A 15,163-nucleotide genomic window follows, 5' to 3' on the forward strand; every position below is an offset into this window, starting at 1 on the left:
CATCGCCGCGTTCATCGCGCCCTGGCGGTTGATGGTCTTGTTGACGGTGCGGAAGCGGTCTTCCATCTCCCCGCGCAGCGAGTCGATCTCCTGCATCGGGATCGACACCACGTCCCCCACCCGCTGGTCGGTATAGGTATTGGCCTGCTGCAGGGTGTCGACGGCCTGCTCCTCCATCTGCCGCACGTTGACCGCGTCAGTGGCCGCGGTGCCGGCGGCGACGTGCGTGACCTGGCGCTCGCCGCCGTCGCGGCCGACCGAGACCGAATTGGCGCGGTCGGCCACGGCATCGGCGCCGATCGCCACGCTGCCGGCCGCACTGGCCCGGGCGTTGCTGCCGAGCGCGACGCTGTCCTCCATCGTGGCCTGCGCGCCGGTGCCTACCGCCACGCTCTCCACGCCGGCGGCGCTGGCTGCCGCCGGCCCGGTGGCGGCGAAGCGCGGATCCGCCGCGCCCGGGCTGCCGGGCGGCGGCGCCACGGCGTTCTCCAGGATCGCGATGCGCCCATCCAGGCCGGCCAGCGCATCGCCCACGTTGCCGTAGACGCTGCCGCCCAACACGTAGGACGGCGCGACCACGCTGCCATCCGCCCCCAGCGAGGCACCGCCGCCAAACAGCTGGGTCACGCCGCCGGCCACGCTGGCCAGCTGGCCCACGTTGACCGCGTCGGTCTGCGCGCTGCCCGCCGCCACCTGGGTGAGCTGTCGCCGCGCGGTACTGCTGCCGATCGCGACCTCGCCGCCGGAATCCTGCGCAGTCGCCAATCCATAGCCCGCATATCCCACCTGCGCGCCCACCGTGGTCTGCGAACCGGCCCCCAGCGCCACGCTGAGTGCATGGTCCACCGTGGCGCCCGCCCCCAGCGCCAGGCCTTGCTCGCCATTGGCGCTGGCCTGCGTGCCCAGCGCCACGCCCGAGGCCGCCTGCACGTGGCTGGCCCGCCCGATCGCCACGCCCCCGGGCGCGGCCACGCCGATCACCGCCCCGTTGCCGATGCCGATGCCGTTGTCGCCATTGACCACCGTCGTGGGGCCCACCGCGACGCTGTCGGTACCGATGGCCAGCGCGTCGGCCGCCGTCGCGTTCGCATGGAAATACTGCGTGGTGGAGACCGACACCGAGCCCACCGCGCCCTGCAGCTGGCGCAGGGTCACCGCGTCCTGCGCCTGCGTGCCATCGGCGACGTGGGTGACCTGCCGGTAGCTGGTGCCCGAGCCCACCGATACCGCGCCGAGCAGGGTCGCATCGGTGGTGTCGTAGGGCACGCCGCCGACGCCGGCCGGGATCGATCCACTCGCCGGCACCAGCGCGCGGTCCGACACCGCGCCACTGCCCAGCGCTACGCCGCCGCTCACCGTGGCCACCGCGCTATCGCCCAAGGCCACGCCACCGGCCTGCTGTGCCTGCGACTGGAAGCCCAGCGCCATCGCGCCCTGCCCGTTCGCCTGGTTGGTGTGGCCGATGGCGAGCGCGCCATTGCCGGTGGCGGTGTTGTCCAGGCCCTGCGCCACGGCGCCATCGCCGGTGGCGATGTTGGGATCGCCGATGGCCACCGCGCCGTTGCCGTGCGCCGCGTTGCCGCGCCCGATCGATACCGCCGCGCCGGTGTCCGCCACTGCGCCATCGCCGAGCGCGACCGCACCGTCGCTGACCGCTTGCGCGCCACGCCCGGCGGCGAGCGTGCCGATGCCCGAAGCGAGGGCCTGCGTGCCGATGGCCACCGCGCCTTCTGCGCTGGCGTTCGCGCTGGCGCCGGCGGCCACGGCCAGCGTGCCTGTAGCCGCCGCATCGTCGCTGCCGTCGTCCAGGCCCTGCGCCTTGAAATAGCGCGTATCGCTGGTGGCGCTGGTGAGCTGGCTGACATTCACCGCATCGGTGGCGGCGGTGCCGGCAGCGACATTGATGATCTGCCGTTGCGTGCCGGCATTGCCCACCGACACCGCGTTGCCACGATTGGCCAGCGCACCGGCCCCCAGCGCCACGCCGCCGCTGCCGGTGACGCTGCTGCCCGCACCGAGCGCGGTGCCGCTGGCAGCGCTGGCCGCGCTGCCGCGCCCGGCCGCGAACGCATCCACCGCTGCGGCGGCCGAGTCCGCGCCCAACGCGAGTGCGCCCGCCTGCGAGGCATTGGCCGAACGGCCCAGCGAGGTCGAATTGCTGGCCGTGGCCTGCGCGTTGTTGCCCACGGCCAGCGCCTCGCTGGCGGTGGCATCGGCCGATTGCCCCAGCGCGACGCTGAGCGAACCGCTGGCGACCGCGTTCTGGCCCAAGGCGGTGCTCACGTTGCCCACCGCCCGCGCCGAGGTCCCCAGCGCCACCGAGTTGCTGCCAGTCGCCTGCGCCCCTTGGCCGATCGCGCTGGCCTGCGGCCCCTGCGCATTGGCGCCGGTACCGAAGGCCACGCTGTTCTGCCCGTTGGCGACCGCGTTGGTGCCCACCGCGGTGGCGTCGGAGTTGTTGGCGCGGCTGTTGTTGCCGATGGCGATGCCGTTGCTGACCGGCGTGCCGCTCGGGTCGTTCGCCGCGACCACCGCGGCCGTGCCCAGCGCCATGCCGTTGAGCGAATTGACCTGGCTGTCGTTGCCCAGCGCGATGCCATTGGTCGCCACCGCCGCCACCTGCGCGTTGGCGCCCACCACCACGCTGTCGGTGGCCGCTGCCACCGAGAGGTAACCGATGGCGATGGTGTTGTCGGCCTGCGCTTGCGCGAGGGTGCCCATCGCGGTGCTGTTCAAGGCGATGGCGCGCGTGCCGGCACCCAGCGCCAGCGCCGCCTGCGCGGTGGCCTGGGCGTCGTAGCCATACGTCGCGCTGCCCAGGCCCGAGGCCACCGAGCCCGCGCCGATGACCGTGCTGGCTTCCCCGGAGGCCACGCTCTGCAGCCCCATCGCGATGGTGCCCGTCGCCGACGCCTGCGCCCCCGGCCCGATGGCGATGGCGGCCTGGCCGGACGCATGGGTGATCTCGTTGGCGTCGACGACGCCGTCGGAGTTGACGTCGTTCCAGCCGCCAATGGCGGTCGTCAACACGTTGTCGGCCTTGGCCTGGTAGCCCATGGCCACGCTGCTCTGCCCGCTCGCCTCCACCTGGTTGCCGACGGCCATGCTGCTGACGCCTGTGGCCTGCGTCTGGTTGCCGACAGCCATGCTGCTGGCGCCGGTGGCCTGCGTCTGGTTGCCGATGGCCACGCTGCTGGCGCCCGCGGCGCGTGCGTCGCCACCGACGGCCAGCGAGCGCTCGCCTTCGGCCATCGCGGCGATACCCACCGCCTGCGCGCCAAGCACCAGCGCCTGGGCACCGGTGCCCACGGCCATCGTCTGGTCGGCCGTGGCCCGCGAGAAGGCGCCGACCGCCATCGCCGCGGTGCCTACCGCATTGGTTTGCGACCCCAGCGCGGTCGCGCCCAGGCCATTGGCCACCGCGTTGCTGCCCGCGGCCACGGTGTATTGCCCGGTGGCGGTCGCGTTGTCGCTGCCGTCGGCGAGGCCGTCGGCCTGGAAGTAGTCGATGCCCACCGCCACCGCCGGAGTGACCATGCCGCCGCCGGCGGTGTCGCACGACACGGCGGCGTCATCCCTGCAGGCGTCGACATCGGAAGGCGGAACGGATTGCGCGAACAGCGTCGGGCTGCACAGCAGGCCGAGGATCACCAGCGGCAGGCGTGCGCGCCGCGCGGAAGTGAGGGGTGTGGGGGAATGCCGGGACGACGCCGGCGCCAGCTGCTTGACCATGAGCCTGTCCTCTGGGGTGCCCGCAGGGCGGAAAGCGCGCACCTGCGGCGGCGCCGACCAGAGACTGGGCGTTGCAACCGTGTAGAAGCAGTGATGAAAAAATGGCCAGATCGTGCAGCGTTCGCGCACGCCAAACGCACCGGCCGTGGCGTGGCCGGTGCGCGTCGCGTCCTGCGTATTGCGCTTGCGCGCGCGGGTCAGCGCACCGCGATCTGCGCCGAGAAGTCGACCTTCTCGCCGCGCCGTGCCGAAGCGCGCATCTGGTAGACCTGCACGATGTATTCGCCGCTGGCCGGCAGCTTGCCTTCCCACGGCGTGCCGACGCCGCCGCTGCCGATGGCCTCGGCCGCGCCCGGTTCGTCACCCGGCTTGTAGATGTTGAAACTGGCGTTGTTGCTGCCGCTGACGCTCACGCGCATCACCTGCCCGGCATTGGCATCGAGCGTGTAATGCACGCTGTCGTAGCCGGTGAAGTGGCCCTTCTGCGTGGCGCTGCTGGCGCCGTGCGGGAAGTGGACCGGGACGGTGGTGACCTGGTCGGCGCCCGAGGCGGACACCGCCAGGCCGACGAGCAGACAAGCGAGCGCCAGGACGGCGATGACATGCTTCATGCTTCCTCCGGGTTGAAAGAACAGCGCAGCAAAACCAACCGCCGGCCGTGGGGACCGGTGTGCAGCGGTGGAACGCGTGTTTCCCGAAAAGCGAGACTGCCGCGCCGATCCCCTCCCAGGGCTGCGAGCAGTCGGGCGAAGCCTATCCGATCCGGGCATGGGCGCATCCTGCAGCGCAGCAAGGGTTCCGGGGGATGGAACGGGCCGTCCGGCCCCCGGCGACAACGGAAACACGGGCAGTCGCCTATAATTCGCCGACGCTTCCAGCCCGATCCGCATGAGCCTCGCCGAAGACCTCCGCCCCGCCCTGGGCCTGCCCCAGATCCAGCAGCTCGCCGCCCCCGACATGGCCGCGGTCGATGCCCTGATCCGCAGTCGCCTCGCTTCGGATGTCGTGCTGATCAACCAGATCGCCGACCACATCATCTCCGCCGGTGGCAAGCGCCTGCGCCCGATGCTGGTGATGCTGGCCGGCCGCGCCCTCGGCGCCGGCGGCCCGGAACACCACCAGCTGGCGGCAATCATCGAGTTCATCCACACCTCGACCCTGCTGCACGACGACGTGGTGGACGAATCGGACCTGCGCCGCGGCCGCAGCACCGCCAACGCCCTGTGGGGCAACGCGCCGAGCGTGCTGGTGGGTGACTTCCTCTATTCGCGCAGCTTCCAGTTGATGGTGGAACTGGACCGCATGCCGGTCATGCGCATCCTGGCCGACACCACCAACCGCATCGCCGAGGGCGAGGTGCTGCAGCTGCTGCACGTCCACAACCCGGATACCGACGAAGCGGCCTACCTGCGCGTGATCGAGCGCAAGACCGCGGTGCTGTTCGCCGCCGGCACGCGCCTGGGCGCGCTGGCCAGCGGCGCGGACGAAGCCACCCAGCAGCGCCTGTACGACTACGGCATGCAGCTGGGCTATGCGTTCCAGATTGCCGATGACGTGCTCGACTACGCCGCCGACGCCGCCGACCTGGGCAAGAACCTGGGCGACGACCTGGCCGAGGGCAAGGCGACGCTGCCGCTGATCCACGCCATCGCGCATTCGGATGCCACCACGCAGGCGCGCCTGCGCGAGATCGTCGAACAGGGCGATGCCGACGCGATGCCCGAAGTGCTGGCGGCGATCCACGCCACCGGCGGGCTGGAATACAGCCGCCGCCGCGCGGCCGAATATGCGCAGGCCGCCGAGCAAGCGCTCGACGGCCTGGAAGAGAACGATGCCGTGGCCGCGCTACGCGGCCTGGCACGCTACGCGGTGGCGCGCACGCACTGAGCGTGCCGCCCGCCGCTCAATCCCCGAAGCGCTCGTCGAAGAAATCCTCGAGCATCCGGTAAGCCCGCTTCGCCGCCCGCGGGTTGTAGAGGCAGCCCGGCGGGCTGTTCGCATCGGCCTCGGCGAAGCAATGCACCGCCCCGCTGAAGTTCACGAACTGCCAATCCGCCCCGGCGGCGTCCATTTCCTTCTGGAACGCGGCGATGTCCTCGGCGGTGACGCTCTTGTCGGCCGCCCCGTTGAGCACCAGCACGGGCGTCTTCACCGCACCGGCCTGCGCCGGCATGTCGGTGCCGATGCCGCCATGCAGGCTCACCACGCCAGCCAGCTGCGCGCCCGAGCGCGCCAGCTCCAGCACCGTCGTGCCGCCGAAGCAGAAGCCCACCGCGCCGATGCGCGACGGATCCACCGGCGCCTTGCCGGCCTGCGCCTTCAGCACCTCCACCGCCTTGGCGGCGCGCGCGCGCAGCGTCACCCGGTCCGAACGCAGCTTGCCGGCGACCTGCCCGGCTTCCTTGTCGTCCTTGGGCCGCACGTTCTTGCCGTACACGTCGGCCACCAGCACGACGTAATCGTCGCCGGCGATCTTCTTCGCCTTCTCCACCGCCGACTCGTTGACCCCGCGCCAGTTCGGCACCATCACCAGGCCCGGGCGCTTCGCATCGCCGGCATCGTCGTACACCAGCACGCCACTGAAAGTGTCCTGGCCGATCTTCCACTCGACGGGCCTGGCCTGCATCGCCGCCGAAGCGGACAGCGGCAACGCCGCCAGGACCAGCATGCCCACCGCCCACTGCCAAGGATTGCGCCTGCTCATCGGGACTGCCTCCGGCTGGATAGTGGCGGCGAGTGTAGCCCGCCCGCGTGACGGCCGCGGTTGTGCACACCGCATGTGGATGGCCCCGGGAGAAGCCTGTGGACAACCGTGCAAGCGCCTTGCGGCGCAAGCCTCGTCACCGCGATGGCGAAAATTTCACCGCAGCAAAAACGCTTCTCCACAGCCCATGTGGATGATCACCGGAGAAGTTTGTGGATAACCCTCCACACCGCTTGTGCCGCAAGGCCCAGCCATTGCGTGGCGAAAATCTGACCACCTGCTTTTGCGAGCGCTTTTGCTCGCCGATCCGCCGCGGGAAACCATCGGGTGTCCGGGCGGCGTGCGCTGGCGGGGGCGTCGGGCGACATGGATGTCGCCCGACGAGCTCGACGTCATGGATGACGGCTTTCGGCGTCCCCCGCCGGGGCATGCCGCCCGGGCGCCGTGCGGGGAAACCGAACCGCCGGGCTTTTGCCCAGAACCCAGCTCAGGCGACGCCCAACCCCGGAATCGCACTGATCGCCTCAGGATCAAACCCGGCAAGCGAAGCAAAATGGCGGCCACGCGCCACATAGTCGGCATACGCGCCGAAGCTAGGCGCACCCGGCGAGAGCAGCACCACGCCCCCGGCATCCCCCAGCGCAACCTGCGCCAGCGCCACCGCCTGAGGCAGGTCCGCCGCGGCATGCAGCCCGAAGCGCCCGGCCTGCGCCGAGGCCAACAGCAGTTCGTGGATGCGCGGCCCATTGGCCCCCATCGTCACGATTTCCACCGGCGCCTGCGCATCGCCCGCCATGTGTTCGGCGAAATCGTGCCAGTCCACCCCGCGGTCATGGCCACCGACCAGCACCGCCACCCGCTGCCCCGGGAAACACGCCAGCGCCGCCAGCGTCGCATGCGGCGTCGTGCTGATCGAATCGTTGACGTAGCGGATGCCGTCGCGCACGCCCATCGTCTGCAACCGGTTCGGCAGCGGCTGGAACGTCAACGCCGCCGACGCCAGCGCCGCCGCGTCCAGGCCCAGCGCCTCGATCGCCGCCAACACCGCGCACAGGTTGCCGCGGTTGTGCCGGCCCGGCAGCGGCACGCGCGCCGTATCGAACACCGCCACCTCGCCGCGATGCACCACATCGCCGCGCAGGTGCCAGCCTTCGGCATGGTTGAACCAGCGCACCTCGCTGGCCGCCAGGCTCGGCGCCAGCGCCACCAGCCGCGGGTCTTCCGCGTTGAGCAGCGCGATGCGCGGCGCCGCCTCGGTCACCAGCGACAGCTTGTCGGCGATGTACTGCGCCTCCCCGCCATGCCAGTCCAGGTGCTCGGGAAACAGGTTGAGCACCAGCGCCAGCTGCGGCCGCACGCCACTGCGCGCCACCTCGCGGGTCTGGTAACTCGACAGCTCGATCGCCCAGTACTGCGGCGGCGGCACCGGTTCGAGCAGCTCCAGCAGCGGCAGGCCGATGTTGCCGGCCAGCGCCGTGCGATGGCCGCCCGCGCGCAGCAGGTGCGCCAGCAATGCCGTGGTGGTGCTCTTGCCCTTGGTGCCGGTCACGCACACCGCGCCCGGCACGATGCCGCCCGGCTGCGCGTGCGCGCCGAACCACAACGCCGTGCCGCCGACGAAATGCGTCCCCGCCTGCGCGGCGGCCAACGCCTCCGGTCGATTCGGGCTGATGCCCGGCGATTTCACCACCACCGCGAAGCGCGACAGCGCGGCGGCGTCTGCTTCGGTTTCGATCGACAGCTGCGCATCATCCAACGCCTGCGCCTCGGCCACTTCATGCGCGCCGCAGAACAGCGTCAGCGGCTGCGCCGGCAACGCGGCGCGGATCGCACGGTAGGCCGAGCGGCCTTCGCGGCCCCAGCCCCACAGCGCGACCGCCTGCCCCTCAAGCTGTGAAATTCGCACGCACGCGCTCCCACAGCGCCGCCGGGATGCGGTGCTCGTCGCCGATCTCCAGCTGCGGGGCCAGCAGCAGTTCGTCGGCCGGCAACTGCGGCTGGATCTCGCGGGCGAAACGCTTCACCAGCACGTCTTCCTTCCATTCCGGGCGCGCCGCCAGCGTGGCCATGGCCGCGCGCGATTCGCGCCCCTCGCCCACGCACTCGAACGGCTTGTGGTCCTGGAACTCCAGCAGCGCGTCGAAACCGCCGGCCTGGCTGGCGTCGTCCAGCAGGTTGCGGCCGAAGATCTTCACCAGCCGCGTCTTGGGCATGAACGGCGCCAGCGCCAGGAACACGAAGTGGCACTTCGGGCACACGCCGCACCAGCGGTTCACCGGACGCTCGCCCATGATGTGGAAGTTGCGGTTGCAGCTGGAAAAGTGCGCGTCGTAGTGGTCGTTCTTCGCGAACTGGCGTGCCACCGCCAGCTCCGAGAGCGGGCGCAGCAGCGAGTAGTAATGCAGGTCGCTGGCGACGTGGCGCTCCACGTACTCGCCCAGCGCCTTCTCCAGCGCCCAGCCCTTGGACCACTGGTGGTTGACCTCGCCGGTGCCCGGGATCTGGCTGCCGTAGCTGGCCGAACGTTCGTTGGAGAACACGACCTGGTCGGCGCCGGTAAGCAGCGCGGCCAGCAGCATGATCACCGAGTTCACCGCCGTCACCGGGATATGGCCGTTCCAGGCGCCCTGGCGGTTGAGCTCGAACAGCTCCGCCGCCAGCGTGCGGCCCAGGTTGAGCGTGGGCAGGCCGGTGCGTTCGGCGCAGGCGCGGATCAGCTGCGAACCACCGATCCAGGTGACCGTCTGCTCGACACCGGCCGCGCGCAGCGCTTCGATGCTCACCAGCGAATCCTTGCCGCCGCCAATCGCCACCAGCGCACGCGCCGGCAGGCCGACCGCGCTGGCCGCCGGCGCGGCTTGCGCACCGACCGGCAGCTTGAAGCGCCCGCGCAGGTTCAACCCGTTGCGATAGGCGAACTCGCCGAGGCCATGCAGGTACAGGTCCTCGACCAGCGCGGCGGTGGCCGCGTCGATCTGGTAATCGTCGATCGCCACCTGCGGCGGCACGGCGGCCTTGTAATAGCTCACGCCGGCGAACAGGTGCAGCAGGCGCAGGGCGCGCTGCACGGCTTCGGCGCGCGCAGCGTCCAGCTGGAACGGCGCGCCCGGCACGGTGATCGTCTCCACCATCTCCGGGCCCTGGTCGAAGGCGTAGACCAGCGAGGCGACGCCGCTGGCGGCGTCGAAGCCACAGCGCACGAAGCGGAAGCAGGAGACCTGGGTCTTGTCGAAAGCAGTCATGGAATTTCCGGGGACGGGCAGCCCGGTTTTCGCGCGAGGGGGTGCGCGGCCGGGCGGATCATGTGGGGGGTATGGGGAAAGCGGTCAGCGGGCCGGCGCATCGATCACGTCCTCGCGCGGCAGTTCGCGCTGGTTGTAGGTGCTGGCCATCGAATAGCCATAGGCACCGGCGTCGGCGACGAGCATCACGTCGCCCGGCGCGGTCGCCACCGGCAGCTGGCGGCGCTTGCCGAACACGTCGGAGGATTCGCAGATCGGGCCGACCACGTCGAACGGGCCCAGCGCGCTGTCGTCCAGGCGCGAGAGGTTCTCGATGTCGTGCCAGGCGTCGTACAGCGCCGGGCGGATCAGCGTGTTCATGCCGGCGTCCAGGCCGACGCGGTGGATGCCGTCCTTCTCGATGACCTGCGTGGCGCCGGCCAGCAACACGCCGGATTCGGCCACCAGGAAGCGGCCCGGCTCGATCGCCAGGCGGAACGCCGGATGCACCGCGCGCACCTCGGCCAGCCCGGCGCCCCAGCGTTCGAGGTCGAACGGTTCGTCCTCGGCGCTGTAGGGAATCGGCAGGCCGCCGCCGATGTCGATGATCTCCACCGTGCCGATGCGGCGCGCGAAACCGGCGAGTTCGTCGAACATCAGCCGCCAGTGCTGGCTGGTCTCCACGCCGCTGCCCAGGTGGGCATGCAGGCCGGTGATGGTGATGCCCAGCGCGCGCGCGGCATCGACGAACTCGTCCACGCGCGCCGCCGACAGGCCGAACTTGGACTGCTTGCCGCCGGTATTGACCTTCTCGTGGTGGCCGTCGCCGTGGCCGAGGTCGATGCGCAACCAGATCTGCTTGTTGCGGAACACCTCGGGCCAGTGGCGCAGCGCTTCGACGTTGTCCAGCGTGACGGTGACGCCCAGCGCGAAGCCCGCCTCGTATTCGGCCTTCGGCGCGAAGCTCGGGGTGAACAGCACGCGGCGCGGCGACAGTTCCGGCAGGGTGTCGAACACCCGGCGCAGTTCGCCGTGCGAGACGCATTCCAGGCCGAAGCCCTCCTGCACCAGCGCTTCTAGGATGGCCGGATGCGAGTTGGCCTTGATCGCGTAGTAGCGCTGGTCGATGGCCGGGATGGCCAGCAACGAACGCGCGCGTTCGCGTACCGTCGGCAGGTGGTAGACGTAACGCGGCGTGCCGGCTTCGGCCAGGCGCAGCAGGTGCGCGCGCTCGCCACGCCACCACGGCAGCGGGCGCGGCCGCACGGAACCGGTGATCTCGCGCCAGCGCGGGCCGAACACCTCGCCCTCGCCCACCGGCATGGCGCCGCTGTCGATGAGCTCGGCGTGCAGGATCGGCAGCAGGCCGTCGGCATCGCTCTCGTCGATCACGAACGTCAGGTTCAGGTCGTTGGACGACTGCGAGATCATGTGCACGCGCTCCTTGCCGAACGTGGCCCACACGTCCGAGAGCTTGTGCAGCAGCGAACGCATGCCGCGGCCGACCAGGGTGATGGCGGCGCACGGCACGATGATCTTGACCCGGCAGATTTCCGAAAGATCGGCCGACAGCGCCGAGAGCACGTCGGTGTTGACCAGGTTCTCGGACGGATCCAGCGACACGGTGACGTTGGTTTCGGCCGAACCGATCAAATCCACCGACAAGCCGTGCTTCTTGAACAGGTTGAACACGTCGGCCAGGAAGCCGACCTGCTGCCACATGCCGATGCCTTCCATCGACACCAGCACGATGCCGTTGCGGCGGCTGATCGCCTTCACGCCCGGCACCGGCTCGGCGGTGCCGTCGATGCGCGTGCCCGGCAGGTCCGGGCGCTCGGTATCGAGGATGGCCATCGCCACGCCGGCATCGCGGCAGGGCTTGATCGAACGCGGGTGCAGCACCTTGGCGCCGGTGGTGGCGATTTCCTGCGCCTCGTAATAGTCCAGGCGGGTGAGCAGGCGTGCGTCGGGCACTTCGCGCGGGTTGGCGCTGAACATGCCGGGCACGTCGGTCCAGATTTCTACGCGGCTGGCGCCGAGCAGCGCGCCGAAGTACGCCGCCGAGGTATCCGAGCCGCCGCGGCCGAGGATGGCGGTGCCGCCATCGCCATGGCGCGAGATGAAGCCCTGGGTGATGAGCATGCGCGTGGGCTGGGCGTCGAAGCGCGCCTTCCAGGCGGCGTCGGACTGCCACTGGCACGACACCGACAGGCGCCGCGACCACTCGCTCTGGTTCGGCTGCGGCGGCAGCGCGTCGAGCCAGTCGCGCGCGTCCGCCCAGCCGATGTCCAGGCCGCTGGCACGCAGGTAGGCCGCGCCGATGGTCGAGGACAGCAGCTCGCCCTGGCCCAGCACTTCGGCCTGCCAGTCCAGCGTGCGGGTAGCCGCGCGCGGGTCGTCGAGCAGGCCGCGCAGCGCGGCCAGGCGCTTGCCCAGCACGGCCTCGGCGTCCAATTCCAGCTCGGCCAGGAACTCGCGATGGCGCTGTTCCAGCGCCGCCACGCGCTCGCGGCTGTCGGCGGCGCCGTCGGCCAGGGCAGTGAGTTCGTTGGTCACGCCCGACAGCGCCGACACCACCACCAGCACGCGCGCGCCGGTTTCGTCCGCGCGTTTTTTCGCCAGTTTCCCGATCGTGTCCCAGCGATGGCGACGCGACACCGAAGTGCCGCCGAACTTGAGGACGATCCAACGATCCACGGAAGGGGAAGCTGACATGGTTGAGCTTTGTCTACGATAGGGGGGATGCCGCGCCGCGAATGGACGCGGAACCCCCGATTCTACTGCCACAGGCCCCGATCATGACCGTTCGCCGATACCTCCAGCTCGACGTCTTCTCCGCCCGCCCCGGCGCGGGCAACCCGCTCGGCGTGGTGCTGGACGCGGAAGGCATGTCCGAAGACGAGATGAAGGGCCTGGCGGCATGGCTGAACCTGTCCGAGACCGTGTTCTTCCTGCCGCCGGACGAAGGCGCCGACTACCGCATCCGCATCTTCACCCCGGTGATGGAACTGCCGTTCGCCGGCCACCCCAGCGTGGGCGCGGCCTGGGCCGCGGTGCACCTGGGGCTGGCGACGCCGCGCAACGGCGCGGTGGTACAGCAATGCGCGGCGGGTTTGTTGCCGGCGCAACTGAACGGTCCGCGCCATGACCTGCGTGCCCGGGTACTCAGCCCGCGCGCGCAGCTGCGCGACATCGCCCCTCCGCCGCTGCCGCCGTCGCTGGCGGCGATCGCCGGCCCGCACCCGGCCGCGCTCTGGAACAACGGCCCGGACTGGTGGCTGCTGGAAGTGCGCGACGAGGCCTCACTGCGCGCGCTGCAGCCCGATTTCGCGGCGATCGCCCAGCTGCCCGGCAACGGCAAGCTGGCCGCCTTCGCGCTGTGCGATGGCAGCCAGGGCTACCAGGTGGCGGTGCGCGCGTTCGCGCCGGGCGTGGGCGTGCCGGAAGACCCGGTGACGGGCAGCGCCAACGCGCTGATCGGCGCGTGCCTGGCCGCGCAGGGCCGTGCGCCGGGCGAAGGCCGTTACCTCGCCAGCCAGGGCCGCGAAATGGGCCGCGATGGGCGCGTGCGGGTGGAAATCGACGAGGACGGCGAGGTGTGGATCGGCGGCCAGGTGCAGTCGGTCATCGACGGCCGGATCGACTGGTAAGCTGCGCGCCCCTGTTTTTTCGAGTCCCGCCGATGACTTCGCGCCGCTTCCTGCAGCTGGATGTGTTCTCCACGAGCGCCGGGGGCGGCAACCCGCTGGCGGTGGTGCTCGACGCCGAGGGGCTGGACGATGCGGCGATGCAGGCCATCGCCCGCTGGACGCGGCTGCCGGAAACGACCTTCGTGTTCCCCGCCACGGACGAAGCGACGAGCTACCGCATCCGCATGTTCTCCCCGCAGAAGGAGGTCCCCTTCGCCGGGCATCCGAGCGTGGGCACGGCCCATGCGGTGCTGGAGCTGGACTTGGCGCAGGCGCGCGAGGGCGTGCTGGTGCAGGACGGCATCGCGGGGCAGCTGCCGCTGCAGGTGCACGGGGACGGCGCTGGCCGCAGCATCGCCATCCGCACGCCGCGCGCGGCGGTGGGCGAAGTGGTGGCTTCCGATGACCCGCGTCTTTCCGAGGCATTGCGCGGCTGGCGGCTCGGCACGTTGCCGCCGGCACTGATGGAAGGCGGCCGTCGCTGGTGGGTGGTGGAAGTGGCCGATGAAGCCACGTTGCGCGCGCTTTCGCCGGACTGGGACGCCATCGCCGCGTTGGCCGAGCAGACCCAGGCGATGGGCGTATTCGCCTATGCGCGCGCCGATGCGGGCGCGGAATGGGATTTGGCAGTGCGCGCGTTCGTCGGCCTGGGCCGGCGTTTCGAGGATGCGGCGTCGGGTGCGGCCAATGCGGTGCTGGCGGCGTGGCTGGATCATCGCGGCGCGTTGCCCGGCGCGGGCGGGCGTTACCGGGTGAGCCAGGGGCGCGAGATCGGCGCCGACGCGCAGCTGGAGCTGTTCGTGGATGCCGACGGCGACGTGTGGTCCGGCGGCCAGGTGCAGACGGTGATCCGCGGCACGCTGGACTGGCCGGGCGCCTGAGCCTGCTTACTCCGGCGCGGCTTCCACGCGCACGCGGATGCGGTCGCCGGGGTTGTAGTCGCTATGGGTGTGGTACGTGCGGCCGCCGTATTCGTAGGTGACGTCGTAGCCATCGACGCTTTCGCGCGGCTCCGGCGCGGGGTCGCAAACGCGCACGTAGCCCTGGCGATCCTGCGGGTGGTTGGCGTCGTAGACCGACTGGCCGGCCAGGCCGCCGGCGACCGTACCGACCGCCGTGCCGAGCAGTTGCCCGCTGCCACCGCCGAAACGGCTGCCGACGACCGCGCCGGCGACGCCGCCGATGACGGTGGCCAGGCTGCGGCCGGGGGCGTTCACCGTGGGCGTGTTGTCGCCGTAGTAGTCGCCGCCACCGCCGCCGTAGCTGCCCTGGGCAGGGCGGTCGTAGCAGCGCGCGGATTCTCGGTTCTGGTCGCGCACGATGATCGGGTCGACGCGCACGACGCGGGCGTAGTCGTAGCCGACGTCGCTGCCGTTGTCGCGGGTGTCGTAGTAGCGGCCGTCGTCGCGGTCGCGATAGCCACCGTCGTCGCGGTAACGCTGCGCCTGGGCGCTGCCTGCTACCGCCAGTCCGGCTACCAGCATGCCCAGAATCCAAGGGGTGGATTTCATCGCGGCTTACCGGCGGGTGGGGATGTTGTTGCGGATGCTGGGGTTGGGGCGGTGAAACGGCACTGAATGGGGTTGGGTTTTTTTGGCCTGCGGCCGGCTGGGGAGCGGGGCTGGCTGGGTGTTGGCAGGTTGAGTGGCCTTCGATGTTGATCGGCTCGCATTAGGTTATGCACGGCCTGTGGGGGCGGGGCCCTTTCGGGACACGCCCGGGAACCCACCCATGGGGGGCGGCGGCGCCCCCCACTGCGCCCACCGGCCCCGCAAAGGCCCCCCCCCCCCCCCCCCCCCACACCCCCCCCCCGCCGA

Annotated in this window: 9 protein-coding genes and 1 pseudogene; 3 read left to right on the forward strand and 7 right to left on the reverse strand. The window is 71.0% G+C overall.

Translation table 11 applies throughout. The features are described from left to right. Together ARC20_RS18535 and ARC20_RS13490 are read right to left on the reverse strand one after the other, a co-directional pair. A pseudogene (locus ARC20_RS18535) lies at positions 1 to 3,732 on the reverse strand (hypothetical protein); the annotation flags it as partial. A 197-nt stretch (positions 3,733 to 3,929) separates the two neighbouring features. Beyond that, entirely contained in the window at positions 3,930 to 4,343 is a 414-nt protein-coding gene (locus ARC20_RS13490; RefSeq protein ID WP_057647982.1) for a hypothetical protein, read from the reverse strand. Between the two features lie 277 nt (positions 4,344 to 4,620). Here ARC20_RS13490 and ARC20_RS13495 point away from each other — a divergent pair, with 277 nt between their 5' ends. Next, positions 4,621 to 5,619: a polyprenyl synthetase family protein gene (locus ARC20_RS13495; protein ID WP_057647983.1), complete on the forward strand. Its 999-nt coding sequence runs from the start codon at positions 4,621 to 4,623 to the stop codon at positions 5,617 to 5,619. A 16-nt stretch (positions 5,620 to 5,635) separates the two neighbouring features. Here the strand turns inward: ARC20_RS13495 and ARC20_RS13500 are convergent, their stop codons facing one another. The 4 genes from ARC20_RS13500 to ARC20_RS13515 all read right to left on the reverse strand — a co-directional run bounded on the left by ARC20_RS13500 (position 5,636) and on the right by ARC20_RS13515 (position 12,372). Next, entirely contained in the window at positions 5,636 to 6,436 is an 801-nt protein-coding gene (locus ARC20_RS13500) for a dienelactone hydrolase family protein (RefSeq protein WP_057647985.1), read from the reverse strand. Positions 6,437 to 6,923: 487 nt separating this feature from the next. Further along, on the reverse strand, positions 6,924 to 8,342 hold the full coding sequence (murD, locus tag ARC20_RS13505) for a UDP-N-acetylmuramoyl-L-alanine--D-glutamate ligase (RefSeq protein WP_057647987.1): 1,419 nt from the start codon (positions 8,340 to 8,342) through the stop codon (positions 6,924 to 6,926). Next, a complete protein-coding gene (gene murL, locus ARC20_RS13510; RefSeq protein WP_057647989.1) occupies positions 8,323 to 9,678 on the reverse strand; it encodes a UDP-N-acetyl-alpha-D-muramoyl-L-alanyl-L-glutamate epimerase in 1,356 nt (451 codons plus the stop codon). The genes murD and murL overlap by 20 nt, the downstream gene beginning before the upstream one ends. Positions 9,679 to 9,762: 84 nt before the next feature. Beyond that, on the reverse strand, positions 9,763 to 12,372 hold the full coding sequence (locus ARC20_RS13515; RefSeq protein ID WP_057647991.1) for a bifunctional aspartate kinase/diaminopimelate decarboxylase: 2,610 nt from the start codon (positions 12,370 to 12,372) through the stop codon (positions 9,763 to 9,765). A gap of 83 nt (positions 12,373 to 12,455) precedes the next feature. On the opposite strand from ARC20_RS13515, the gene ARC20_RS13520 reads away from it, so the two are divergent. Both ARC20_RS13520 and ARC20_RS13525 read left to right on the forward strand, forming a co-directional pair. Next, the gene (locus tag ARC20_RS13520; protein ID WP_057647993.1) at positions 12,456 to 13,307 is read left to right on the forward strand and encodes a PhzF family phenazine biosynthesis protein; all 852 of its coding nucleotides are present in this window, start codon (positions 12,456 to 12,458) and stop codon (positions 13,305 to 13,307) included. Positions 13,308 to 13,339: 32 nt separating this feature from the next. Further along, complete coding sequence (locus ARC20_RS13525) at positions 13,340 to 14,227, forward strand: PhzF family phenazine biosynthesis protein (protein WP_057647995.1); 888 nt, start codon at positions 13,340 to 13,342, stop codon at positions 14,225 to 14,227. Between the two features lie 6 nt (positions 14,228 to 14,233). On the opposite strand, the gene ARC20_RS13530 is transcribed toward ARC20_RS13525, so the two are convergent. Next, complete coding sequence (locus ARC20_RS13530; RefSeq protein ID WP_057647997.1) at positions 14,234 to 14,857, reverse strand: glycine zipper 2TM domain-containing protein; 624 nt, start codon at positions 14,855 to 14,857, stop codon at positions 14,234 to 14,236. Between the last annotated feature and the right edge of the window lie 306 nt (positions 14,858 to 15,163).

Source organism: Stenotrophomonas panacihumi (genome assembly GCF_001431645.1).
Classification (GTDB): domain Bacteria; phylum Pseudomonadota; class Gammaproteobacteria; order Xanthomonadales; family Xanthomonadaceae; genus Stenotrophomonas_A; species Stenotrophomonas_A panacihumi.

Coding starts and splice junctions, on each gene's coding strand:
- ARC20_RS13515 (WP_057647991.1), bottom strand. CDS start 12,372: ATGTCAGCTTCCCCTTCCGTGGATCGTTGGATCGTCCTCAAGTTCGGC.
- ARC20_RS13520 (WP_057647993.1), top strand. CDS start 12,456: ATGACCGTTCGCCGATACCTCCAGCTCGACGTCTTCTCCGCCCGCCCC.
- murL (WP_057647989.1), bottom strand. CDS start 9,678: ATGACTGCTTTCGACAAGACCCAGGTCTCCTGCTTCCGCTTCGTGCGC.
- ARC20_RS13495 (WP_057647983.1), top strand. CDS start 4,621: ATGAGCCTCGCCGAAGACCTCCGCCCCGCCCTGGGCCTGCCCCAGATC.
- ARC20_RS13525 (WP_057647995.1), top strand. CDS start 13,340: ATGACTTCGCGCCGCTTCCTGCAGCTGGATGTGTTCTCCACGAGCGCC.
- ARC20_RS13490 (WP_057647982.1), bottom strand. CDS start 4,343: ATGAAGCATGTCATCGCCGTCCTGGCGCTCGCTTGTCTGCTCGTCGGC.
- ARC20_RS13500 (WP_057647985.1), bottom strand. CDS start 6,436: ATGAGCAGGCGCAATCCTTGGCAGTGGGCGGTGGGCATGCTGGTCCTG.
- ARC20_RS13530 (WP_057647997.1), bottom strand. CDS start 14,857: ATGAAATCCACCCCTTGGATTCTGGGCATGCTGGTAGCCGGACTGGCG.